Genomic DNA, 23,192 nt, shown 5'->3' with positions numbered 1-23,192 from the left:
TCCCATAGCCCGTCATCAGTTTTTGATCGTTTACATGGAGATTGTTTCTTTGTAAACAAATTTTGGGAGCCCGAGAGGGAGCATTGACGTCTGGGAGGAGAAGTCATGAGCGCCAAACCTGTGCGTGACGTAAAGCTGTGGTCGCCCGTGGTCGGCTGGGAAGAGCGGCCGAACGGCGAATTCGTGGTCTGGCGGGAGGATCCGCTCGGTCCCTATCCCGACAAAATCAACGAGCGGCTGGTCCATTGGGCGAAAACCGCGCCCGACCGTACCTGGATGGCCGATCGCGAGGGGGCGGGCGAGTGGCGCAGGGTGAGCTTTGCGGAAGCGCTCGATCAGGTGCGGCGCATCGGCCAGTTCCTGCTGGACATGAAGCTTTCGGCCGAAAACCCGCTGGTCATCCTTTCGGAAAACTCCATCGAACATGCGCTGATGGCGCTCGGCGCCCAGCATGTCGGTATCCCGTCCGCAGCGATCGCGCCGGCCTATGCGACGATCTCCTCCGATTTTTCGAAGCTGTACGATATCGCAAAACAGATCACCCCCGGCCTGATCTTCGCCGACGATGCGGGGGCCTTCCGCAAGGCCGTCGATACGGCTTTCGGAGCGGATATTCCCTTTGCCGGGATGCACAACCTGCCCGAAGACCGGCCCAATACCTATCTCCTCGACGATATTCTCAAGACCGAGCCGACCGAAGCCGTGGACCGGGCCTTCGATGCGGTCGGGCCGGATACGGTGGCGAAATTCCTGTTCACCTCGGGCACCACCGGCTCGCCCAAGGCGGTCATCCAGACCCAGCGCATGCTCTGCTCCAATCAGGAAATGGTGACCGACTGCTATTCCTATTTCCGGGACGAGCCGCCGGTTCTGGTCGACTGGGCGCCCTGGAACCACACCGCCAGCGGCAACAAGGTGTTCAACATCGCCATCTATAACGGCGGCACCTATTACATCGACCGCGGCAAGCCGAGCCCGGCGCTGATGGCCCAGACGATCGCCAACCTCAAGGAAATCTCTCCGACCTGGTATTTCAACGTGCCGGCCGGTTACGAGATGCTGATCCAGGCGATGCGTGAGGACGAGGGGCTTCGAAAAACCTTCTTCAAGGACCTGAAACTGCTCATGTATGCCGGCGCCGGCATGGCGCAGCATACCTGGGACGCGCTGATCGAGCTTTCCGAAATGACGATCGGCGAACAGGTGCCGCTCGGCACCGGCATCGGCTCCACCGAGACCGCGCCGTTCGCGATCTTCTGCACCGACCCGCAGGAAAAGCCCGGCAATATCGGCGTTCCCGGCCAGGGCGTTACCATGAAGCTGGTGCCGATCGACGACAAGTATGAACTGCGCCTCAAGGGCCCGAACGTAACCCCGGGTTACTGGCGCAACGAGAAGCTGACCAGGGAAGCCTTCGACGAGGAAGGTTTCTACCGGATCGGCGATGCGGTGAAATTTGCCGTCCCCGGCGATCCGCGCCAGGGTTTCTACTTCGACGGACGCACGGCGGAGAACTTCAAGCTGCAGACCGGCACCTGGGTGGCGGTCGGGGTCCTGCGCGCCCAGCTCGTCAACCAGTTCGGCGGGCTGATCCGCGATGCGGTCATCACCGGCGAGAACCGGGCCGAGCTCGGGGCGCTTGCGGTTCCCTTCATGCCGGCCCTGCGCGAACTGATCGGCGGTGAAACCGATCTTTCCGACGAGGCGGTGGTTGCCCATCCGAAGGTGAGGGCAGCGATTGCCGAGCGGCTGAAGGATCACCAGCGCCAGTCGAGCGGTTCGGCGACGCGGGTGATGCGCATCATGCTGATGACCCAGCCGCTGCGCTTCGAAAAGGGCGAAGTAACCGACAAGGGGTCGATCAACCAGCGCGCCGTGCTCGCCCATCGCGGCGATCTCGTCGAGGAACTGTATGCGGATGCGCCAGGCGTGATCAAGGTTAGCAAGGAGCGGGCGGCATGAGGATCGACGGAACCAGCGCTGTCGTCACCGGCGGCGGATCGGGGCTGGGCGAAGCGACGGCACGGCTGCTCGCGAAGCTCGGTGCCCTGGTGCATGTCTTCGACCGCAACCAGGCGGCGGCCGAAAAGGTCGCGGGCGAGATCGGCGGCGTGGCGCTTTCGGGCGACGTGACCAGCGAGGATGATGCGGCAAGAGCGCTCGACGTTGCCGCCAAGGCCGGTGACGGCTTGCGCATCCTGGTCAACTGCGCCGGCATCGGCACGGCGGGGCGCATTGTCGGCAAGAACGGTCCTATGCCGCTTGCCGATTTCGAGCGGGTGATCCGCGTCAACCTGATCGGCACGTTCAACATGATGCGGCTTGCCGCCGAGCGCATGACAGGCCTGCCCGAGCGCGACGACAAGGCGCGCGGCGTGATCGTCAACACGGCCTCGGTCGCGGCATTCGAGGGGCAGGTCGGTCAGGCAGCCTATGCGGCCTCCAAGGGCGGCATCGTTTCGCTGGCTTTGCCGGCGGCACGCGAGTTCTCCCGCTTCGGCATCCGCGTCAACACGGTTGCTCCCGGCATCTTCCTGACGCCGCTGCTATACGAGCTGCCGCAGGAAGCGCAGGATAGCCTTGCAGCAGCCATCCCCTATCCTTCGCGTCTCGGCGATCCCGGTGAATTCGCCGACGCGGTGCGGTTCGTGATCGAGAACCAATATATCAATGGCGAGGTGATCCGGCTCGACGGCGCGCTGCGCATGCAGCCGCGGTGACGATCATGTCGTTTGCGGATCAGGCAGACCGGACACTGGAACTTCTCGCCCTGACGCCGGGCTGGCATCGGCTCAAGGAACTTCGGGAGGATTGCGACGACGAGACCCTCGCGGCGATCCTCGACGAGGCCGCCAGCTTTGCCGAGGGCGTGCTCGCGCCGCTGAATGCGGTGGGCGACCGGATCGGCGCGCAGGTCGTCGGCGGCCGGGTCAAGACGCCGGACGGGTTTGCCGATGCGTTCCGGCAGTATGCGCAGGCCGGCTGGCTCGGCATGGACGTCCCCGAAAAATTTGGCGGACAGTCTGTTCCGCTCACGCTGCATGCCGCCTGCTCGCCGTTGTTCGAGCGGGGCTGCGTGGCGCTGATGATGGCGGCGGGTTCGACCCGTGCGGCAGCCCATCTTCTGGCCGAAGCGGCCGACGAGGCGACCGCAAACGAATGGGTACCGAAGCTCGCCACCGGCGAATGGGCGGCGACGATCTGCATTTCCGAACCCGAAGCGGGGTCCGATGTCGGCCGGCTGCGCACCAAAGCCGAGTTGCGCGATGGCGAATGGCTGGTCACCGGCCAGAAGATCTGGATTTCCTTCGGCGACCACGACATGGCCGATCGCATCGGCCATTGCCTGCTTGCCCGTACCAACGGAGAGCCGGGCACGCGAGGCATCAGCCTATTTCTGGTGCCGAACCTCGTCGATGGCGGGCCGAACGGCGTTTCGGTCGATCGGATCGAAGAAAAGATGGGTCTGCACGGCTCGCCCACCTGCGCCATGCGGTTCGAAGACGCGCGTGGCATCATGCTCGGCCGCGAAGGTCGCGGCCTGCCGCAGCTTTTCACCATGATCGAGCTGATGCGGCTGCTGACGGGCTGCCAGGGGCTGGGCATCGCGTCCGCGGCCGCCGATGTCGCCGAGGACTATGCCAGGGAACGCCGCCAGGGCGGCCGGCCGGACCAGCCGCCGGTGCCGATTTCCAGCCATCCGGATGTGCAGCGCCAGCTATATGAAATCCGCAGCTCCACCGAAATCCTGCGCGCCGCCATTCTCGAACTTGCCACGACCATGGATATCGCCAGGCTGGAGCCCGAATCCGGGCTCGACGATTTCACCGGCTGGATGCTGCCGCTGATCAAGAATTTTGGCGCGGCGGCGGGCTTCGAGACGGCGAATGCGGCGATCCAGGTGCTGGGCGGCGTCGGTTACACCCGCGACTGGCCGCTCGAACAATATCTGCGCGACGCCCGCATCATGACCATCTACGAGGGCACCACGGGCATGCAGGCGCTGGATTTCCTGACCCGCCGCCTCTGGCGCGACGAGGGCAGGGGGCTCGCGCTTTTCCTGCAGAAGGCCCGCGACGAGATCGACGCCTATTCCGCCGAGCACCCGCAGGCGTCGGATACCGTCCTCGCCATCCTCGACGGGTTCGAGCTGTTGAGCGACAGGATGAGCGCCATGCAGGCCGATCCGGATGCGGCCCTCTACCGCGCCGACAGCTACATGCGGGCCGCCTGGGCGGCGGTTTCGGCCTGGATGGCGCTGCGCATGTCCGAGACGAGGGCGGTGGAAAGCCTTTCCGCGCAGTTCGCATTCCATAGCGCCCGCTGCGGCTGAGCCGACCGCTTGCGCGCCATGCGGCGGGAGTTGCGAAACCGCGGAAAATATGTGCGTGATGCCGGTCAGGACTTTTTCTCGAAACGAGAAAGACAGTGAACATACTTCTCGACATCGGCGCATTCCTGGCAACCGCCCGCGCCGGCAGTTTTTCCGCCGCCGGCCGTGACTTGGGCGTCGCGACCTCGGTCATCACCAAGCGCGTCAAGCGGCTCGAAGAGCATCTGAACACCCAGCTTTTCGTACGCACCACCAGGCGGCTGGCGCTCACCCTCGACGGCGAGCGGCTGCGGCCGCGCCTGCAGCTTCTGGTCGGCGAGATCGAGGAGACGCTGGCGACGCCCAATACGCATGAGCTCGGGCTGACCGGATCGTTGCGCATCAAGGCGCCGACGACGCTCACCTCGATGTTCTTCGGGGATATCTGCGCCGCATTCCAGGCCGCCAATCCGCGGGTAAAGATGGAGGTCGTGCTGATCGACCGCTCGGTCAATCCGCTGGAAGAGGGGTTCGACGTGGCGATCGGTGCGCTGCCGCAATCCTATGCCTATGTGATAGACCACCCGCTTTGTCCCTATCCACGTGTTCTCTGTGCCTCGTCCGGTTATCTCGCCAGCCGAAAGCGACCAAAGATGCCGACCGAACTCGTCGGCCACGCATGCATCACCTTCCATACGATCGGCACGACCTGGACCTTTCAGATGGAGACGAGCACGCTCAACGTCGAAATCACCTCGAATTTCACCGCCAATGACAGCCGCGTCCTGCTCGCCGCCGCCCGTCAGGGGCTGGGCCTGGCGATCCTGCCGAGGTTCCTCGCGCAATCGGATCTCGATAGCGGCCTGCTCCAGGAGGTCATGCCGGAATTCCCGGTCGAGCCGCTCTGGGTGAAGGCCTCCGTGCCCAGGATCAAGATGAACAAGGTCGTGGTGTCGGAGTTCGTATCCTACGTGCAGAAACGGTTCGCCGAAGGGGTGCCGGATCAGGTCATTCCGGCGTTCTGAGAACGTCCCCGAAAGCGTCGGCAGCTTCCTCGCCCGTGCCGACCGTTCTGTTTGACGCCATGCCACCGAGATTCCCGGCCGTTATCTTTCTCAAAACAAGAAAGCTGATCGCATCACTTGCCGGGTTCAAGGCGATGCGGCTTGGGTTACGATCATTGCCGAAGCGCCTGGAGGGCGCGGCATTGTTGTGGGAGGCTTTGATGGCGGAAACGCTGAGCAGGGAGACGCGGATCGTCAGGCGCGAGAAGTCGGCGCCGTTCCGCAAGCTCAAGGCGGATATCTGCGTCGTCGGCGCCGGCATCGCCGGGATTTCCGCCGCGCTCGAGGCAGCCCGGCTCGGCCGCAAGGTGGTGATCGTCGATGGCCAGGCGGCGCTCGGCGGGCAGGCCGTCAACTCGATCATCGCCACCTTCTGCGGCCTGTTTTCGAACGGTACGCATGGCTACCAGTTCACCTACGGTGTCGCCGACAAGCTGCTCGCCCATCTCGAAAGCCAGGACCGGTCGATCTATTACCGCCACGGGCCGAACACGACGGTCGTTTATTACGACGAGGTCGTCCTCGGCCGCTGGATGGAACAGAGCATTCTCGAAGCCGGTATCGAGGTCGTGCTTGGCGCGCAGATCCTCGACGTGCATGTGGAAGGCCGGCGCGTCGTCCAGACCGATTTCATGACCCGCTACGGCGGCGTCTCGATCGAGGCGACCGGATGGGTGGAGGCGAGCGGCGATGCCGCGCTCGTCTGGCAGGCCGGTTTCGCTTGCCGCCAGCCGGAAAAGGGCGGCGTCTTCGGCACCCAGATGGTGGTGTTGGAAAACATCGACGAAGCCAGGCAGCCGACCCGTTATGAGATCGCCGACCGGATGAAGGAAAAGGCGGCAAATTATGGCCTGCTGCGCCGCGAAGGCCTAGGTTTCACCATTCCCGGCCGCGGCATCGCCGCCATGAACATGACCCATGTGGAAACGCCGCTCGATCCGGTCGAGGCGTCGAAAAAGGCGCTCGAAGGCAAGGATCAGGCGGCGCGCGCCGTGGAGTTCCTGAAGACGGAATTCCCGGAATGTTTCGGCAATGCCCGCATCCGCTCCTTCGGCCTGCCGGGCATCCGCCAGACCCGCTGGATCGCCGGCAGTCATCACCTCACCGTTGACGAGATCAAGGCCGGCACCAGGTTCGACGATGCAGTCGCGCGCACCGCCTGGCCGATCGAACTGCACGACCACGGCGACGGCCACCACTGGATCACCTTCGACGAACAGCATGCCCATTACATCCCGCTCGGCAGCCTGACGCCGGACGAATGCGACAACATCGCCGCCGCCGGCCGCTGCGTCGATGCGGATTCCGCTGCCCTTTCGAGCATCCGGGTCATGGGTCCCTGCATCGCCATGGGCATGGCCGCCGCCAACGCGCTCGACCTCGCCGGAACCGGCAGCGTGCACCAGATCGATCTCGCGGCATTGCGCGAACGGGTTTCCGACAATGTCGAAAAGAAGCATTATCGATGGACGGACGAAGAGATGCGTGCCGCATCGTGAGGAGGACGCGATGAACCTGACAGATCACGAAAAGGCTATGTATGACGGCGAACACGGCCGCGCCAAGGCGCGGGCCATGGACCTGCTCGTCCGCTACGGCGAGGCGCTCGGCGCCGAGCGGCTGGTCGAGACCAACAATGTCGCCGGCGCCTTCAACGCCTCGACGCCCTCGGTGCAGGCGATTGCCGAAAAGGGCATGGAGCACGTCTATTCCGAGCTGAACCTCGACAGCGACGAAGTGGTCGAGGTGCCGCACATGGTGGCGCATACCTGCCAGCTGATCACCGGCATCGACAACGACAATTGGGAACTGCAGGGCGTCGACAAGGCGCTGGTCGATATGCAGCGCGCCAATGAAAAGTACCTGGGGCGGCGCGGTGTCAATATGTTCGCCACCTGCACGCCCTATCAGGTGGGCAACGTGCCGGTGAAGGGCGAGCATTGCGCCTGGATGGAATCGTCGGCCGTCATTTACTGCAATTCGGTTCTCGGTGCCCGCACCAATGTCGAGGGCAAGGAAAGCACCGGGGCGGCCGCGCTGACCGGCCGCATTCCCTATTGGGGTTTCCACATCACCGAAAACCGCCGCGGCACCCATCTGGTCGAGCTCGATATCGAGGTCGACGACATGATGGACTGGGGCCTGCTCGGTTATTACATCGGCGAAGTGATCGGCGAGGAGATCCCGGTGCTGAAGGGTATCGGCCGCCAGCCCGACCTGATCAAGCTCAAGCATTTTGGCGCAGCCGCGGCTTCGTCGGGCGGGGTCGAGATGTACCATATTCCGGGCATCACCCCGGAAGCGGATTCGATCGAGGAAGCCTTCGGCGGCCGCAAGGTCAAGGGCACGTTCCGCTACGGCGCCAGGGAACGGCGCGAGACCTATGAGAAGCTGCAGAGCTCGACCGAAAAGAAGGTCGATTTCATCATGCTCGGCTGTCCGCACAATTCCATCGACCAGATGGCGCTGATCGCCCATATGCTGGAGAACAAGAGGATCCATTCGGACGTGCAGCTCTGGGTGCACACGCCGCGGGCGATCAAGCAGGTCGCCGAGCGCAACGGTTATATCGACGCCATCCGCGAAGCGGGCGGCGTCGTCATGAGCGACACCTGTCCCGCCATTTCCCGCCGCCTGCCGGCGGGAACCAAGGTGATCGCCACCGATTCCGCCAAGCAGGCGCATTACCTGCCGGCGATCACCGGCGTGCAGGGCTGGTTCGGCTCGGTCAGCGATTGCGTCGATGCGGCCCTGACCGGCCAGTGGAACGGGAGGGCCTGATGGATATTTCGACCGACGCAAAACCCGAAATCATCGAACTCAAGGGCCGCAAAGTGGTGGCCGGCCGCGCCGAGGGCGAGGCGCTTGTCACGACCGAGACGATCTCCGGCTGGGGCGGCATCAACGAGCGCACCGGCACGGTGATCGAGCGGCGGCACGAGATGCGCGGCGTCTCGTTTGCCGGCAAGATCCTGGTTTTCCCCGGCGCCAAGGGCTCTTCCGGCTGGTCGGCCTATTTCCACATGACGCGATTGAATGGCGTCCAGCCGGCGGCGATGATTTTTACGCGGATGACGACCAAGATCGCGCTCGGCGCCGTGGTCACCCGCGTTCCGGCGATCACCGAGCTGGACCAGGACCCGCTCGATGTGATCGAGACCGGCGACTGGGTCGTGGTCGATGCCGATGCCGGCACGGTGACCGTCACCAAGAAATCCCTCAAGTGACGTTCTCTCTCGGACATGCCACTCGACGCCCGCGCCGATAGCCGACTATAACGTCCACCACCAAGGTAGGAGGAGTGGACATGTCGAAAGTGGCAATCGTAACCGGTGCCGGTTCGGGCGTTGGCAGGGCCGTCGCCATCGGGCTTTTGAAAGCAGGCTATAGAACCGTGCTTGCCGGCCGGCGCGAGAGCGAATTGCGGGGTACGGCGGATCTTGCCGGCGGCGAATCGCTGGTCGTTCCGACCGACGTTACCGATCCGGCGGCCGTGGATGCTCTGTTTGCGGCGACGCAAGAGGCCTATGGCCGGCTTGACCTTCTGTTCAACAATGCCGGCCGCGGCACGCCGGCCGTTCCGATCGACGAATTGCCGCTCGAGACCTGGCGGGAGGTCATCGATCTGAACCTCAACGGCGCCTTCTATTGCGCCCGCGCTGCCTTCGGAATGATGCGGCGGCAGACCCCGGGCGGCGGACGGATCATCAACAACGGTTCGATCTCGGCGCATGTGCCGCGCCCGTACCAGGCCGCCTACACCGCCACCAAACACGCCATCACCGGCCTGACCCGCCAAATCGCGCTCGACGGGCGCGCGATGAACATCGTCTGCGGCCAGGTGGATATCGGCAATGCCGACACGCCGATGACGGTGCGGATGAAGGAAGGCGCTCTGCAGGCCGATCTGACCACCGCCGTGGAGCCGGTCATGGACCCGAAACATGTGGCTGATGCCGTGCTTTACATGGACGGTTTGCCGCTGGAGGCCAATGTCCTGTTCATGACGGTGATGGCAAACGGCATGCCCTACGCAGGCCGCGGCTGAGAGCGCGGCCTGCGTTCGCCTTGATCCCGCCCGGAAACTCGGCCAGCGTCAAAATGGAATATGAAGGAACATCCCATGCAACAGGCACTGGTGCTCGAGAAAAAAGGCGTCCTCTCGCTGCGGGAGATCGATCTCCCGACCGAGGTCGGGCCGGGCGACGTGAAGATCGCCATCGATACGGTCGGCGTCTGCGGCAGCGACGTGCACTATTACACCCACGGCGCGATCGGCCCCTATGTGCTGCGCGAACCGATGGTGCTCGGCCACGAGGCGGCCGGGATCGTCGTCGAGATAGGCAGCGAGGTGAGGAGCCTGAAGGTCGGCGACCGTGTCTGCATGGAACCCGGCGTGCCGAACCTTTCCTCGCGCGCCTCCAAGCTCGGTCTCTACAACGTCGATCCGGACGTCCGTTTCTGGGCGACGCCGCCGATCCACGGCGTGCTGACGCCGGAAGTCGTTCACCCCGCCGCCTTTACCTACAAGCTCCCCGACAACGTCTCGTTTGCGGAAGGGGCCATGGTGGAGCCGTTTGCGATCGGCATGCAGGCCGCGAGCCGTGCCCGCATCCAGCCCGGCGATGTCGGGGCGGTGATCGGCGCCGGCCCGATCGGCATCATGGTGGCGTTGGCGGCGCTTGCCGGCGGCTGCGCCCGCGTCTTCATCTCGGATCTGAGCCCCGACAAGCTGAAGATCGCCGGGCGCTATTCGGGCATCATCCCCGTCAACATCACCGAACGGCCGTTCGCGGAAGTCATTGCGGAACAGACCGGCGGCTGGGGTGCGGATGTCGTATTCGAGGCGAGCGGCAGCTCGCGGGCTTATGCCGGCATGTTCGACCTGGTGCGGCCGGGCGGCGCCTTCGTTCTGGTCGGCCTGCCCGTCGAGCCGGTGCCGTTCGACGTGGCGAGCGCGATCTCCAAGGAGGTGCGCATCGAGACGGTGTTCCGCTACGCCAACATCTTCGACCGGGCGCTAGAGCTGATCGCTTCGGGCAAGGTCGACCTGAAGCCGCTGATCACCGGCACCTTCGATTTCGGGGATTCGATCAAGGCCTTCGAGCGCGCCGCAGCCGGACATCCTTCGGATGTCAAGCTGCAGATCGTGCTGAACGGCAAGGGCTGATCAGGCGGCGCGGATGAAGCGGCCGGAAGCCGCAGCGCGCTTGTGAAGCGGCACGCGGCGGAGCATTTCGAGCGCGAACAGGCGGGCGTTCTGCCGCGCCTTGTCGAGATTGCTGATGCGATTCTCGTCCATCGTGTAGAGCGTGCCGCCGAGATCGAAGATGTCGCGGAAGGCGGCGCGCTCGATGATCGGCGTGTCGAGCACTTCGACCTTGCGTTCGGCGAGCAGCATCTTGACCGCGAGCAGGGCGCGGGTCGTGACCATCGAGTTGACGCGGGTCAGCACCACCGAATGCGGCACGCGCAGATTGGCCTTCTCTTCGAGATAGCGCAGCAGTTCGAGCACGTTGGCGCCGCCCTGGGCGTCCATGGCGCAGCCCTGGATCGGGATCAGCACGTGGTCCGAAAGACCGATCGCCTTGGCCAGCAGCGGGCTCTGCGCGCCCGGCAGGTCGAGCACGAAATAATCGGTCTTGTGGCGGTTCTCGGAAATATGCCGGTCGATCGAGGCCTGCGTCACGTAGGAAATGACGTTGAGCTTGTCGTTGCGCGGCGAAAGCATGTGCCAGCGGGTGATCCAGTATTGCGGATCGGCGTCGAGGATGGTGACGCGGTAGCCTTGCTCAACGAGTTCGGTGGCAAGAAGGAGTACGGCGGTGGTCTTGCCTGCTCCGCCCTTGGTGTTGGCAAAGGTAATGACTGGCATCGTGGGTCCCTGTCCGGCTACGAGCGTCAAATCGCTCTTTCACCGCACCCTCATGATGCGTTGTCCCATTCTTGCCAAACATGGTTAACGAGGCGTAAAAATTTGGATGGCAGATCTTACCGCCGACGGTCGGCGGCGAGGATTTCCCGGGCGATCTGTTCGAGCGGTACGACCTTTTCGACGCCGCCATGGGCGATGGCTTCCTTGGGCATGCCGAAGACCACCGATGACGCTTCATCCTGGGCCACCGTATAGGCGCCGGCCTGATGCATCTCGTTCATGCCGCGGGCGCCGTCGTCGCCCATGCCGGTCATGATCACGCCCATCGCATTGGCGCCCGCCGAGCGGGCGGCCGACCGGAACAGCACGTCGACCGAGGGCCGATGGCGGCTGACGAGCGGGCCGGAGCGGATCGAGACCTCGTAACGCGCGCCGCGCCGTTCGAGCAGCATGTGTTTGTCGCCGGGCGCGATCAGCACATGGCCGCGCAACACCGGGTCGCCGTCGACTGCTTCCTTGACCTCGACTTCGCAGAGGCTGTTGAGGCGCTTGGCGAAAGCGGCGGTGAACTTTTCCGGCATGTGCTGGACGATGACGATGCCGGGGGAGTTGGCCGGCAGGGCTTCGAGAAGCTCGCGCAGCGCTTCGGTGCCGCCGGTCGAGGCGCCGACGCAGACGACCATTTCGGTGGTCTTGGCCATGGCTCCGATCTTGGGCGGCGGAAGCACCGCATCGGCCGTCAGCTTGGCTGTCGTGCTGCCTTCGCCGATGCGCGACGGCCGCAGCCGGCCGACCCGTGCGCGCGCGGCTCCCTTGACCGCGGTGCGGATCCGCTCGCCGGATTCGGCGAGATGGTCGGCCGCGCCGATCTTCGGTTTCAGGATCACGTCCACGGCGCCGGCTTCGAGCGCCTGCATCAACGTTTCCGAACCGGTTTCCGTCAGCGACGAGCACATCACCACCGGGATGGGATGCTGCGACATCAGCTTGCGCAGAAAGGTGATGCCGTCCATCTGCGGCATTTCCACATCGAGCGTGATGACGTCGGGAATTTCCTCGCGCAGCTTGCGCGCCGCCATGAAGGGATCGCTGGCCGCCCCAATGACTTCGATATCCGGGTCCGCCGACAGGACGGACGTCAGGGTCTGGCGGACGCTGGCGGAGTCATCGATGATCAGAACTCGGATTTTGCCGCTCATGGTTCATACCCGTTTGAACACAGTATTTGCCACCTGCCGGATCGGCAGATCGAAGCCGGTCACGGTTTCCGAATGACCGATGAACAGATAACCTCCGGGAAGCAGAGCCTCGCAAAGACGTGAGAGCACATGCTGCTGGGTCGGTTTGTCGAAATAGATCAGCACATTGCGGCAGAAGATCATGTGCATCAGGTCGCCGATCGGATAGGCATCGTCCATCAGGTTCAGCCGGGCAAAACCGATGCGGGAGCGCAGTTTCGGCGAAATCCGCATTTCCTGCCGCCTGTTGTCGGACGGTCGCATGACGTACTTGCTCATCATCTCGGTCGGAACAGGTGCCAGGAGCTCGCTCTGGTAGATACCGCGCTGGGCCTTCTGCAGAACGTCGGTCGACAGATCCGTGGCAAGCACGAAATAGTCCTTTTCCGGCGCCGCCGAACGCAGGAACTCCGAAAGCACCATCGCCATCGTATAGGGTTCGGCGCCCGTCGAGCAGGCGGAACTCCACGTGCGGATGCGCCGGTCGCTATAGTTTTTCAGGATGTCCGGCAATGCCGTCTGCACCATGTAGTCGAAATGCTTCGGCTCCCGGAAGAAATCCGTCTTGTTGGTGGTCACCGCATCGATGAGGAAGATCGATTCCGCCTCGATGCCGCCGTGCTTGAACAGATAGTCGCAATAACTGTCGAAGGTCGGCATCGCCGTGACGCGCAGGCGACGGCGAAGCCGGCCTTCCAGCATGGTCATCTTGCTGTGCGGCATCTTGATGCCGCTATAGTCGTAGATGTACTTGGCCAGAAGGTCGAAGTTGCGCTTGCTCAGCCTGTCATCGAGCGGCTGGCTCCTCAATGCTACACTCACGCATACCCCCGTACAACGAACCTATTCAACGAACTGACCTCTTTGGTCGCTCATGCCACCTGGGGCTGCTGCCCCATATCGGCGAGCGCCGATCCGGAATCCGAAAACAGCCGCGCAAGGTCGACGACGACGACGAAGCCGCTCTCCCGGCGCACCACGCCGGCGATATAGTCGGAGCGCCAGCGCACGCCGATATCCGGCGCCGTCTCGATCTGTTCCCGGCGGAACGGCACGACCTCGAAGACCCGGTCGGCCACCAGGCCGAGCACCAGGACACGATCGGCGACCGGCACGTCGAGCACCAGGATACGCGTATGCGGCGTCCTGACGGTTCTCGTCATGCCCAGGCGAAGACGAAGGTCGATCACCGGCACGCCTTGTCCGCGCACATCGCGCAGGCCGAGCAGGTATTCCGGGCCGTGCGGGATCTTGAACGGCTCCTCGTGGTCGAGGATCTCGCGGACCACCTCGACGGGGACCGCGAAAATCTCGTCGCCGAGGCTGAAGGTTACGAACTGGGATTCGGAGGATGTTCCTGCCATTACGCGCTCTCCCTGAAATCGTCATCGTCCGCATCCGGGCCGCCCATCGAGAGGTCGAGAGCAAAGCCTTTCGCGCGGGCCTGTTGTGCCGTGACCGAATGCCCGGCCGGATAGGCCTTGGATGCCGGCTGGGGCCTGGATTTTGCCGGTGCGGGCTTGGCGGCCGGTGCCGGCTGGCTCCGCTGCTTGGATCCGGCGCGATCGACCTTGAAGAAGGCGATCGAGGCCTGCAGTTCTTCGGCCTGGGCGGCGAGCTCCTCGGAGGTTGCCGACATCTGTTCGGAGGCACCGGCATTCTGCTGGGTCACCTTGTCGAGCTGCTGGATCGCCTCGTTGATCTGGCTGGCGCCGATATCCTGCTCGCGGCAGGCGGCGGAGATTTCCGAGACCAGCTCGGCCGTCTTGTGGATGTCCGGTACCAGCTTGTTGAGCATTTCGCCGGCTTCGGTCGCAACCTGCACCGTTTCGCCCGAGAGAGCACTGATTTCCGCAGCGGCCGCCTGGGAGCGTTCGGCGAGCTTGCGGACTTCCGAGGCGACGACCGCAAAACCCTTGCCGTGTTCGCCGGCGCGGGCGGCTTCCACCGCGGCGTTCAAGGCGAGAAGGTCGGTCTGGCGGGCGATTTCCTGGACGATCGAGATCTTCTCGGCGATCGTGCGCATCGCGCCGACGGCGCGGCCCACGGCCTGGCCGGATGTTTCGGCGTCGCGGGACGACTGGCGGGCGATCTTTTCGGTCTGGGCGGCGTTGTCGGCGTTCTGCTTGATGTTGGCCGCCATCTGCTCCATCGAAGCGGAGGCTTCTTCGGCCGAGGAAGCCTGTTCGGTGGCACCCTGGGAAAGCTGTTCGGAGCTTGCCGAAAGTTCCTGGCTGCCGGACGAGACGTTGTTCGATGCCGCAAGCGCATCGGCGACGACGCCGCGAAGGCGTTCCACCATGCTCTGCAGCGCAAGCCCGAGAATGTCCTTGTCGGAGAGCGGCTTCGGCGAAATGGTCAGGTCGCCGTTGGCGATCTGGTCGGCGACATGCGCGGTCGTGCGCAGGTTTGTGACCATGCTCTGCATGGCGATGCCCAGCGTATCCTTATCGGAAAGCGGCTTGGCGTCGACGGAAAGGTCGCCTTCGGAGATGCGTTCGGCGATCGCTGCCGTATTGCGCAGGTTGCCGGTCATCACGTTGACGGTATCGATCAGGTCCTTGACCTCATCATTCGTCCTGACTTCAACCTTCTGGTTGAGATCGCCGATGGCCACGGCATTGGCGACGGCCGCAATCTTCTTGAGGCCGTTGTTGATGCCGAGCGTGATCCAGAAAGCCGCGCCGATGGCGAGCAGGACGGCGACAACGGAGGCCACGCTCAATACCATCATCGTCGTAGAGAACAGTTCCTGGTTCGCCTTTTCGGTATTTGCCATGCCCCGGCGCTGGATATCGAGGAGAACCTTGATGGCCTCGCCCATATCGACGGTCATGGTGCGCAGATCGCCCATGGAAAGCGCCATCGCGCCTGCCTGGTCGCCGCGTGCCTGAATAGCCTGCAACTGGTCGGATTTCTGCTGGAACTGCTTGCCGATCGTCAGCAGCTTTTCCCAATAGGGCTTGCCTTCCGCAGAGGCGATCGAAAGCCCTTCCTGAACGGCCTTGAACATCAGTTCGGCGTTGTCGTCCGCTTCCTTGTGGAACTTCGCCGCATCCGCCAGGTTGGCGGAGAGAAGCGCGTTCTTCTGGGCGCGTATCGCATCGACCTCGGCCACATTGGCAGTGAGCGCAAGTTCCAGACGGCGCACGGGTCCATCGACCATCTTCGTGCTCGCCTCGTTGAGGTTGCCGAGGCTCAGGCTGCCATAGACGGCGATGCCGACCAGCAACAGGGTCAGGAGGGCGAAAGCCAATCCCAATTTCAGTTTGATTGTAAACCGCATCTTATATCTCCGAATTCGTTCAAAAAGCCGACAAAGCTGCTTACATTTCTGAGATGCGATCGAAAAAAGCCTGACAGTAAGGCCGATAACCCGGCGGCAGGAGCCTCTTCGTTGTTCGCACCAACGCAATCACGCTGGCTGTCGCGGGGCCGGCCGGCGGCCCCGCGCATTGGTCAGGAAATGCTCAGGCACTTTCCCGGAAATCGTCGTCGTCCTGATCGGGGCCGCCCATCGACAGGTCGAGGGCAAATCCCTTGGCGCGTGCCTGCTGGGATGCGACGGAATGGCCGACCGGACGAGGCGCAGGACCCTTCTGGGGCTGTCTTGCACCGAGCTTCGATGTTGCCGGAGCCTTGGCGCCTGGCTGAAGCCGGGCCTTGGCATTGCCGCGGTCGACCTTGAAGAAGGCGATCGAGGCCTGCAGTTCTTCGGCCTGGGCGGCGAGCTCTTCGGAGGTGGCCGACATCTGCTCGGAGGCGCCGGCATTCTGCTGGGTCACCTTGTCGAGCTGCTGGATCGCCTCGTTGATCTGAGCCGCACCGATATCCTGCTCGCGGCAGGCGGCGGAGATTTCCGAGACCAGCTCGGCCGTCTTGTGGATGTCCGGTACCAGCTTGTTGAGCATTTCGCCGGCTTCGGTCGCGACCTGTACCGTTTCGCCCGAAAGCGAGCTGATTTCGGCGGCGGCCGCCTGGGAGCGTTCGGCCAGCTTGCGGACTTCCGAAGCGACGACCGCAAAACCCTTGCCATGTTCGCCGGCGCGGGCGGCTTCCACCGCGGCGTTCAGCGCGAGAAGGTCGGTCTGGCGGGCGATTTCCTGGACGATCGAGATCTTCTCGGCGATCGTGCGCATGGCACCGACGGCGCGGGAGACGGCTTCGCCACTCGCTTCCGCGTCCTTCGACGACTGGCGGGCAATCTTTTCCGTCTGAGCGGCGTTGTCGGCGTTCTGCTTGATGTTGGCGGCCATCTGCTCCATCGAAGCGGAGGCCTCTTCGGCCGAGGAAGCCTGTTCGGTGGCACCCTGGGAAAGCTGTTCCGAGCTTGCCGAAAGTTCCTGGCTGCCCGAAGAGACGTTGTTGGCTGCCGCAAGCGCATCCGCAACCACACCGCGCAGACGCTCGACCATGCTTTCGAGGGCGAGGCCCAAGGTATCCTTGTCGGACAGCGGCTTCGGCGAGACGGTAAGATCGCCGTTCGAAATCTGGTCGGCGATGTTTGCGGTGTTGCGCAGGTTGCCGGTCATCACGTTGAGGGTGTTGACCAGATCCTTGATTTCATCGTTCGTCTTGATCTCGACCTCCTGGTTGAGATCGCCGATGGCCACCGCATTGACGGCATCCATGATCTTGCGCAGGCCTTTGCCGATGCCGAGTGCAATCCACAGGGCGGCGACGATCGCAATCACCAGCGCAATAACCGTCAGGCCGATTATGAAGTTTCGGGTCGTCTGGTATTGCTCGTCCGTATCGCGGTCGGCCTGTTCCATCAGGTCCTTGTTGGCGTCCACGCGCGACTGGATCGTCTTTTCGATGTCGTCGATGACGGCGCGACCGTCGCCTTTTGCAAGGACGAGGGCCTGATCGGTCTTCCCGTTGCGTACCGCCGAGCGGATTGCATCGTCGATACGGAAGAGCCGTTCGGCCTTCGTCGCGACATCTACCCAGGCCTTGCGAGCCTCGTCCGTGACGGAAGCATCCTGGAGTTTCTTCAGCGTCTCGCTGAAAAGGCCCCGGTTACGGTCGCTGGCCTGGATGTACTTGTCAATCTCCTCCGCCGTTTCCGACGTCGCCAGGTTCATCTGCGCGCGGGCGAGACGCAACTGCGTAGCCGAGAGGTTCTCGGCCGCTTCGAGCCGAAATGCCGGGCCGGCGATCAACGCGCTGATGGCCGAATTGAGATTGGCGAGGCTGTAAATTCCATAGCCGGCAGTAACTGCCAGAAGGCAGATCATCAGACCGAAAGCCAGTCCGAGTTTTAGCTTAATCGTAAATCGCATAGCCCTATCCCCTCAAGGCAATAAAGTGCATCAGTCAGTGCTCCCCTGCCGGTGGGCAGGGAGCGTTTGAAAAACGAGAAGACCGATACATTCACCCTTCTGCGATCGTCCGGTTGCCCGGATATTCTCCCGCCTGCATGCGGGAGACGTTCCCGGATTCCTGTCAATCCGGGAACGCTTCAATTCCTTCAGGCGCTTTCGCGGAAGTCCGCGTCGTCTGCATCCGGCCCGCCCATCGACATGTCGAGGGCAAAGCCCTTGGCGCGGGCCTGCTGGCTGAGTACCGAATGGTCGCCCTTGTGAGCCTGATGTGCCGCCGGGCGGTGCATCTGTGCTGGCCGGGCCATCGGCTTGTGGGCGACAACGGCGGCCGGAGCCCGCTTGGCCGGCTTTTTGCCGCCGGCCTGGTCGACCCGGAAGAAGGCGATCGAGGCCTGCAGTTCTTCGGCCTGCGAAGCAAGTTCTTCCGATGTCGCCGACATTTCTTCCGAGGCGCCGGCATTCTGCTGGGTCACCTTGTCGAGCTGCTGGATCGCCTCGTTGATCTGGCTGGCGCCGATATCCTGCTCGCGGCAGGCGGCGGAGATTTCCGAGACCAGTTCGGCCGTCTTCTGGATATCCGGCACCAGCTTGTTGAGCATTTCGCCGGCTTCGGTCGCGACCTGCACCGTATCGCCCGAGAGAGCGCTGATTTCGGCGGCGGCAGCCTGGGAGCGTTCGGCGAGCTTGCGGACTTCCGAGGCGACGACCGCAAAACCCTTGCCGTGTTCGCCGGCGCGGGCGGCTTCCACCGCAGCGTTCAGCGCGAGAAGGTCGGTCTGGCGGGCGATTTCCTGGACGATCGAGATCTTCTCGGCAATCGTGCGCATCGCATGGACCGCGCGGCCGACGGCCTGGCCGGAGTTCTCCGCATCACGGGACGACTGGCGGGCGATCTTTTCCGTCTGGGCGGCGTTGTCGGCGTTCTGCTTGATATTGGCGGCCATCTGCTCCATCGAGGCGGAAGCTTCTTCGGCGGCGGAAGCCTGTTCGGTGGCGCCCTGGGACAGCTGTTCGGAGCTTGCCGAAAGTTCCTGGCTGCCCGAAGAGACGTTGTCGGAAGCGGCAAGAGCGTCGCCGACCACGCCGCGCAGGCGCTCGATCATGGTGTTGACGTAGCCGAGCAGTTCGCCGATCTCGTCCTTGCTGGTGATCGTGGCAAACCTGGTCAGGTCGCCGTCGGCAACGTTCTGGACCGCCGTCACCGCGTTGCGCAGGCCCCTGTTGATCGAAAGGGCGATCCAGAGAGCGGCCAGCACGGCGATCAGGAAGGCGGCGCCTGCGACCGAGATCATGATCAGACGGGTCTGGGCGTAGTCCAGATCGGATTGCTTGTCGGCATCATTGAGGCGGCCTTCCTCAAGCTTGACCACGTCGCTGAGCAATACGTCGATCTCGTTGGTGACGGTGCGCGCCTCGTTGGTTGAGATACGCAGTGCGGCGGCGGTATCTCCACCCAGCATCAGGCTGCGGATACGGTCATCCTGCTTGCGGAATTCCGCCGTGAAGCCGGCAAGCTTGGCCCACAGGGCCTTACCCTGCTCGGTTGCGAGGGCTTCCACCGATTTGAACGTCTCGTCGAAGGTTCGGCGGGCGTCGTCGCTCTTGGCGATATATCCCTGCATCTCCCCCGGGTTTGCCGCCAAAAGCAGGTTTTTTTGCTGGCGGATCTGCTGGAGCTGCTCATTGTTGAGGTTTTGAGCCAGTTTCAGACGCAGTGCCGGCCCTCGCAACACATTTTCAAGTGTTTCGTTCAGGCTGCCGAGACTGAAAATGCCATAGGTGGCGGTCGCAAGCAGCATGATGATGATGAAACCGAATGCTGAAGCCAGCTTGAGCTTTATTGAAGCGTGCATTTTGTGAGTCCATCAAAAGGGTGATCAACCGTGGGAGGCCCCGGTCGCGGAGTGGTCATGTTGGGCAGAGAAGATCACCTGGAGATTGGGGAGGATGATGAATTCCGCCCCACGTTTGACAAGGCAATCGATAAAATCCGGTCGCCAGCGCATGCCCACGCTCGGCGGCGGCTCGCCGGCGGCGCGGAGCAGGGTGGTAACTTCATGCACTTTATCTGTACGGATGCCTGCAAGAACCGGTTCGCCATCGATGTTGATCGAGATCACGATGATCCGGCTGTCGATTGTCGGCTTGGTCGCCTCCATGCCGAACGCAAGCCGGATGTCGGCGAGCGGGATGACCTTGCCGCGGAAGTTGATGACGCTGCCGACGAAGGCTTTTGCGCCCGGCACCATGGTCTCCGGCAGGAGATCGAGGATTTCCTGGACGCTAACCGCTTCCAGCGCGAACATCTCGCCGGCGATGTCGAATGTCAGGACTTCCAGCTCCTGGCGGCCGTCCCAGAGGTTTTCGGAGATCTTTCTGACTGCTTCGTTCATCCGGCCGCGCGCAGATGCGCCTCCTGTTGTTGTCCTGCCGCCACGAGATGGCCGACGTCGAGGATCAGCGCCACGTCCCCGTCGCCGAGGATGGTCGCGCCGGAGAAGGTCGCGACGTCATGGTGCAGTTTCGACATGCCCTTGATGACGGTCTGGTGGTCGCCGATGATCTGGTCGACGACCAGGCCCACCCGTTCGGCACCGGTGGAAATGACGACGACCTTCTGGAAGGGATCCGGCTTGGTGCCCGTGCGGAACAGGTCGCGAAGCCTGAGGAACGGTACGAGACTGTCGCGCAGCGAGATGAAGCTGCGGCCGCGCGAGCGCATGTCTTCCTCGATCGAGAGCTCGAGGCATTCCTCGACCGCCGAGAGCGGGATGACGTAGCGACCGGCGCCGACCCTGACGAGCAGTCCGTCGATGATCGCCAGCGTCAGCGGGATCGCCAGCGAAATCTCGGACCCCTTGCCTGGATGGCTGGCGACGTTGATCGTGCCGCGCAGCGCGTCGATCGTCCGCTTGACCACATCCATGCCGACGCCGCGGCCGGAAAGGTTGGTGACCGTCTGGGCCGTCGAGAAGCCCGGCTGGAAGATCAGCTGGTAGAGCTCCTGATCGGTGAGGTTGGCATTCGGCGCAATGAGCCCGGAGGACTCCGCCTTGGCGCGCACCCGCTCCTTGTTGATGCCGCGGCCGTCGTCCTTGATGGTGATGATGACTTCGCCGGCCTGCTGGCGGGCGGACAGGAGGATATGGCCTGCAGCCGATTTGCCGGCAGCGAGCCGTTCCTCGGGCGTCTCCAGGCCGTGGTCGCAGGAATTGCGGACCAGGTGCACCAGCGGATCGGCCAGGCGTTCGATGACGCTCTTGTCGACTTCCGTGCTTTCGCCTTCCGTCACCAGCTCGATCGTCTTGCCGGTTTCGTGAGCCAGATCGTGCACCAGCCTGCGAAAGCGGCCGAAGAGCTGGGTGACCGGCACCATGCGCAGCACCATCATCGTGTCGCGCAGCTCGCCCGACAGGCGTTCCACGTCTTCCGAGACGGCCCTGAGCTGCAGGTCGCCGCTGCCGCCGGCAAGCTGGCTGAGGCGCGACTGGGCGATGACGAGCTCGCCGACCCGGTCCATCAGCTCGTCGAGCCTTTCGGCGGGCACGCGGACGTTTTCGGAGGCCTTGTTCTGTTTTACGTCGATGGGAGCCGGTGCGGCCGGTGCGGATGCCGCCACATGCGGGGCCGCGGCCTGCGCGGTTGCGGCGGGCTGGGCCGTTGCACTCTTGGCCGGCGTCTTTGCGGCGGCGACCGGCGCCTCGACGGTGATGACTTCGAGCTGCATCTCGTCCATGACGAAGATGAACACGTCGTCGATCGCCGAACGCGGCTGGGTTGTCAGAAGCTCGACCTCCCAGGTGACGTAAAGATCGGTCGGGGCGAGAAGATCAAGTGACGGGATGGCGGACCGGTCCGCTACGATCGTGCACTCGCCGAGCTCGCGCAGTTCGTCGAGAAGCGGCAGCGGATTGGTGCCGTTCGCCATCGCGTTCTGCGGGAGACTGAAGCGGATCTTGAAATGGTTCTGGCCCGGTTCAGCCTTGGCGGGGTTGCCCGCTCCCGGGCTGTTGGCGCCGTCGACCGCGGCGCGCAGGGTGGCGAGAAGCGCTTCGCCGGTTGCCTCGTGATCGCCATTCGGCGTATCGACCAGGGCACGCATGTGATCCTTGGCTTCCAGAACCGCGGTGACCAGTTCCTGGGTCGCCGGAACCTCGCCCTTGCGGACGCGGTCGAAGGCGGTCTCGCAATGGTGGGTGAAGGCGGCAAGGGCGTCGAAACCGAACATGGCGCCGGAGCCCTTCAATGTGTGGAGGCCGCGGAAGACCGCGTCCACCTGATCCTTGTCGCCGAGGTTTACGTTCAGGTCGAGAAGCCCTGCTTCGATCTGTTCCAGAAGCTCGGCCGCTTCTGTCCTGAAAACCGCGATAGGATCGGGAAAGCTCATCTGCCGAGCACCTTTCGGACGATCTTGACCAGGCTTTCCGGGTCGAACGGCTTGGTGAGCCAGCCGGTGGCGCCGGCGGCCTTGGCTTCCTGCTTGATATCGTTGTCGGATTCCGTCGTCAGGAAGATGACCGGAACACCCATATGGGCCGGCATCTTGCGCAGTTCACGGATCATCGTCAGGCCGTCCATGTTCGGCATGTTGAGATCGGTGACGATCAGGTCGAACTGGCTGGCACTGAGCTTGGCGATGCCGTCCATGCCATCGACTGCCTCGGTGATCTGATATCCGGCATTGCTCAGGGCGACGCGAGTGGTCAGCCGTATGCTGGCGGAATCGTCGACTGTAAGGATGCTGGCGCTCATTGAATTCCCCCTTGATGAAGCCAGAATTGCAGGTCCTCGGCGGACATTCCCTCAAGGAAGCCGCTGCGCTTCAGGACATCGAGCGTCGGGCCGCTGGCAGGACGGCTTAACGCGACGTGTTTTCCGGCTGTACCGGCATAGATGCGTGCCGCTTCCATGAGTTGGATGAAGCTGATGTCCACCTGGCAGTCATCGTCGATGTCGATGGTTGCGGACGCGGTATTGGCGAGAAATTGCAGCATTTCCTGCTGGACAACGGTGATTGCGCGAACCGTCAGGTTCTGCGGCAGGCGAAAGTAATCCTCTTTAACATCGGAAGCAGGCATTCTTACCTCAATATATTTCCGAAAACGCTGAAATAGCTGCTCGAATTTGGACTTGCATCGTTAATCGCGAGTTAATCCGCGATGGCGACTTTTAGCGCAGCAATACTGATAGGTTGTATTTTACCACCCTGAACGGCGTAAAAATTAACCACAAGTCGCAAATGGGAACGCCATGTTCTGCGGGAATTAACTCCTGTCCGCTCAGAGTAGCTCTCACGCAGGACGGAACCATGCCACGAACTTGCTGGTGTGGAGCTGTCTCAAAACAATACGGACGAGTTCATCGTCATTATCTTCG

At 63.2% G+C, this 23,192-nt stretch carries 20 protein-coding genes; 9 read left to right on the top strand and 11 right to left on the bottom strand.

Annotated elements, in window-relative coordinates:
- Positions 1–105 precede the first annotated feature (105 nt).
- The 9 genes from J2X76_RS07565 (at position 106) to J2X76_RS07525 (ending at position 10,546) form a co-directional block, all read left to right on the top strand.
- Positions 106–1,962 carry a feruloyl-CoA synthase gene (locus J2X76_RS07565; RefSeq protein WP_310214477.1) on the top strand — a complete coding sequence of 619 codons (1,857 nt, stop codon included), beginning with the start codon at positions 106–108 and terminating at the stop codon, positions 1,960–1,962.
- Entirely contained in the window at positions 1,959–2,720 is a 762-nt protein-coding gene (locus tag J2X76_RS07560; RefSeq protein ID WP_310214473.1) for an SDR family NAD(P)-dependent oxidoreductase, read from the top strand. The genes J2X76_RS07565 and J2X76_RS07560 overlap by 4 nt, the downstream gene beginning before the upstream one ends.
- A gap of 5 nt (positions 2,721–2,725) precedes the next feature.
- Positions 2,726–4,333, top strand: coding sequence for an acyl-CoA dehydrogenase family protein (locus J2X76_RS07555; RefSeq protein WP_310214470.1), 1,608 nt, complete (start codon positions 2,726–2,728; stop codon positions 4,331–4,333).
- Positions 4,334–4,428: 95 nt separating this feature from the next.
- The gene (locus tag J2X76_RS07550) at positions 4,429–5,337 is read left to right on the top strand and encodes a LysR family transcriptional regulator (protein ID WP_113130180.1); all 909 of its coding nucleotides are present in this window, start codon (positions 4,429–4,431) and stop codon (positions 5,335–5,337) included.
- A gap of 200 nt (positions 5,338–5,537) precedes the next feature.
- On the top strand, positions 5,538–6,875 hold the full coding sequence (locus tag J2X76_RS07545) for an FAD-dependent oxidoreductase (protein ID WP_310214467.1): 1,338 nt from the start codon (positions 5,538–5,540) through the stop codon (positions 6,873–6,875).
- Positions 6,876–6,885: 10 nt separating this feature from the next.
- Complete coding sequence (locus tag J2X76_RS07540) at positions 6,886–8,157, top strand: aconitase X catalytic domain-containing protein (protein WP_310214465.1); 1,272 nt, start codon at positions 6,886–6,888, stop codon at positions 8,155–8,157.
- On the top strand, positions 8,157–8,603 hold the full coding sequence (locus J2X76_RS07535) for an aconitase X swivel domain-containing protein (RefSeq protein ID WP_310214462.1): 447 nt from the start codon (positions 8,157–8,159) through the stop codon (positions 8,601–8,603). The genes J2X76_RS07540 and J2X76_RS07535 overlap by 1 nt, the downstream gene beginning before the upstream one ends.
- A gap of 80 nt (positions 8,604–8,683) precedes the next feature.
- The gene (locus tag J2X76_RS07530; protein WP_310214459.1) at positions 8,684–9,424 is read left to right on the top strand and encodes an SDR family oxidoreductase; all 741 of its coding nucleotides are present in this window, start codon (positions 8,684–8,686) and stop codon (positions 9,422–9,424) included.
- 75 nt (positions 9,425–9,499) lie between these two features.
- The gene (locus J2X76_RS07525) at positions 9,500–10,546 is read left to right on the top strand and encodes an NAD(P)-dependent alcohol dehydrogenase (RefSeq protein ID WP_310214456.1); all 1,047 of its coding nucleotides are present in this window, start codon (positions 9,500–9,502) and stop codon (positions 10,544–10,546) included.
- Here the strand turns inward: J2X76_RS07525 and J2X76_RS07520 are convergent, their stop codons facing one another.
- The 11 genes from J2X76_RS07520 to J2X76_RS07470 all read right to left on the bottom strand — a co-directional run bounded on the left by J2X76_RS07520 (position 10,547) and on the right by J2X76_RS07470 (position 22,894).
- Complete coding sequence (locus J2X76_RS07520) at positions 10,547–11,251, bottom strand: ParA family protein (protein ID WP_310214453.1); 705 nt, start codon at positions 11,249–11,251, stop codon at positions 10,547–10,549.
- Between the two features lie 116 nt (positions 11,252–11,367).
- Positions 11,368–12,450 carry a chemotaxis response regulator protein-glutamate methylesterase gene (locus J2X76_RS07515; protein WP_310214450.1) on the bottom strand — a complete coding sequence of 361 codons (1,083 nt, stop codon included), beginning with the start codon at positions 12,448–12,450 and terminating at the stop codon, positions 11,368–11,370.
- 3 nt (positions 12,451–12,453) lie between these two features.
- Positions 12,454–13,311, bottom strand: a complete 858-nt coding sequence (locus J2X76_RS07510) for a CheR family methyltransferase (protein ID WP_113282799.1) — start codon at positions 13,309–13,311, stop codon at positions 12,454–12,456.
- Positions 13,312–13,361: 50 nt separating this feature from the next.
- A complete protein-coding gene (locus J2X76_RS07505; protein WP_113130172.1) occupies positions 13,362–13,853 on the bottom strand; it encodes a chemotaxis protein CheW in 492 nt (163 codons plus the stop codon).
- On the bottom strand, positions 13,853–15,775 hold the full coding sequence (locus J2X76_RS07500; protein ID WP_113130171.1) for a methyl-accepting chemotaxis protein: 1,923 nt from the start codon (positions 15,773–15,775) through the stop codon (positions 13,853–13,855). The genes J2X76_RS07505 and J2X76_RS07500 overlap by 1 nt, the downstream gene beginning before the upstream one ends.
- Positions 15,776–15,959: 184 nt before the next feature.
- Positions 15,960–17,774: a methyl-accepting chemotaxis protein gene (locus J2X76_RS07495; protein ID WP_310214446.1), complete on the bottom strand. Its 1,815-nt coding sequence runs from the start codon at positions 17,772–17,774 to the stop codon at positions 15,960–15,962.
- Between the two features lie 188 nt (positions 17,775–17,962).
- A complete protein-coding gene (locus tag J2X76_RS07490; RefSeq protein ID WP_113130169.1) occupies positions 17,963–19,669 on the bottom strand; it encodes a methyl-accepting chemotaxis protein in 1,707 nt (568 codons plus the stop codon).
- 24 nt (positions 19,670–19,693) lie between these two features.
- A complete protein-coding gene (locus tag J2X76_RS07485) occupies positions 19,694–20,209 on the bottom strand; it encodes a chemotaxis protein CheW (RefSeq protein WP_113130168.1) in 516 nt (171 codons plus the stop codon).
- Positions 20,206–22,203, bottom strand: a complete 1,998-nt coding sequence (locus J2X76_RS07480) for a chemotaxis protein CheA (protein ID WP_310214442.1) — start codon at positions 22,201–22,203, stop codon at positions 20,206–20,208. The genes J2X76_RS07485 and J2X76_RS07480 overlap by 4 nt, the downstream gene beginning before the upstream one ends.
- Positions 22,200–22,568, bottom strand: coding sequence for a response regulator (locus J2X76_RS07475; RefSeq protein WP_038547692.1), 369 nt, complete (start codon positions 22,566–22,568; stop codon positions 22,200–22,202). The genes J2X76_RS07480 and J2X76_RS07475 overlap by 4 nt, the downstream gene beginning before the upstream one ends.
- A complete protein-coding gene (locus J2X76_RS07470; RefSeq protein ID WP_113130166.1) occupies positions 22,565–22,894 on the bottom strand; it encodes a hypothetical protein in 330 nt (109 codons plus the stop codon). Before J2X76_RS07470 ends, J2X76_RS07475 begins: the two co-directional genes overlap by 4 nt.
- Between the last annotated feature and the right edge of the window lie 298 nt (positions 22,895–23,192).

Source organism: Neorhizobium sp. 2083 (assembly GCF_031455615.1).
Lineage (GTDB): Bacteria > Pseudomonadota > Alphaproteobacteria > Rhizobiales > Rhizobiaceae > Neorhizobium.
This window is presented reverse-complemented; position numbering and strand designations above follow the sequence as displayed.

Bases quoted from the DNA above. Each gene is read 5' to 3' on its own strand.
- J2X76_RS07480 (WP_310214442.1), bottom strand. From the start codon at position 22,203: ATGAGCTTTCCCGATCCTATCGCGGTTTTCAGGACAGAAGCGGCCGAG.
- J2X76_RS07475 (WP_038547692.1), bottom strand. From the start codon at position 22,568: ATGAGCGCCAGCATCCTTACAGTCGACGATTCCGCCAGCATACGGCTG.
- J2X76_RS07470 (WP_113130166.1), bottom strand. From the start codon at position 22,894: ATGCCTGCTTCCGATGTTAAAGAGGATTACTTTCGCCTGCCGCAGAAC.
- J2X76_RS07500 (WP_113130171.1), bottom strand. From the start codon at position 15,775: ATGCGGTTTACAATCAAACTGAAATTGGGATTGGCTTTCGCCCTCCTG.
- J2X76_RS07505 (WP_113130172.1), bottom strand. From the start codon at position 13,853: ATGGCAGGAACATCCTCCGAATCCCAGTTCGTAACCTTCAGCCTCGGC.
- J2X76_RS07565 (WP_310214477.1), top strand. From the start codon at position 106: ATGAGCGCCAAACCTGTGCGTGACGTAAAGCTGTGGTCGCCCGTGGTC.
- J2X76_RS07485 (WP_113130168.1), bottom strand. From the start codon at position 20,209: ATGAACGAAGCAGTCAGAAAGATCTCCGAAAACCTCTGGGACGGCCGC.
- J2X76_RS07495 (WP_310214446.1), bottom strand. From the start codon at position 17,774: ATGCGATTTACGATTAAGCTAAAACTCGGACTGGCTTTCGGTCTGATG.
- J2X76_RS07525 (WP_310214456.1), top strand. From the start codon at position 9,500: ATGCAACAGGCACTGGTGCTCGAGAAAAAAGGCGTCCTCTCGCTGCGG.
- J2X76_RS07490 (WP_113130169.1), bottom strand. From the start codon at position 19,669: ATGCACGCTTCAATAAAGCTCAAGCTGGCTTCAGCATTCGGTTTCATC.
- J2X76_RS07535 (WP_310214462.1), top strand. From the start codon at position 8,157: ATGGATATTTCGACCGACGCAAAACCCGAAATCATCGAACTCAAGGGC.
- J2X76_RS07520 (WP_310214453.1), bottom strand. From the start codon at position 11,251: ATGCCAGTCATTACCTTTGCCAACACCAAGGGCGGAGCAGGCAAGACC.
- J2X76_RS07560 (WP_310214473.1), top strand. From the start codon at position 1,959: ATGAGGATCGACGGAACCAGCGCTGTCGTCACCGGCGGCGGATCGGGG.
- J2X76_RS07555 (WP_310214470.1), top strand. From the start codon at position 2,726: ATGTCGTTTGCGGATCAGGCAGACCGGACACTGGAACTTCTCGCCCTG.
- J2X76_RS07530 (WP_310214459.1), top strand. From the start codon at position 8,684: ATGTCGAAAGTGGCAATCGTAACCGGTGCCGGTTCGGGCGTTGGCAGG.
- J2X76_RS07545 (WP_310214467.1), top strand. From the start codon at position 5,538: ATGGCGGAAACGCTGAGCAGGGAGACGCGGATCGTCAGGCGCGAGAAG.
- J2X76_RS07515 (WP_310214450.1), bottom strand. From the start codon at position 12,450: ATGAGCGGCAAAATCCGAGTTCTGATCATCGATGACTCCGCCAGCGTC.
- J2X76_RS07540 (WP_310214465.1), top strand. From the start codon at position 6,886: ATGAACCTGACAGATCACGAAAAGGCTATGTATGACGGCGAACACGGC.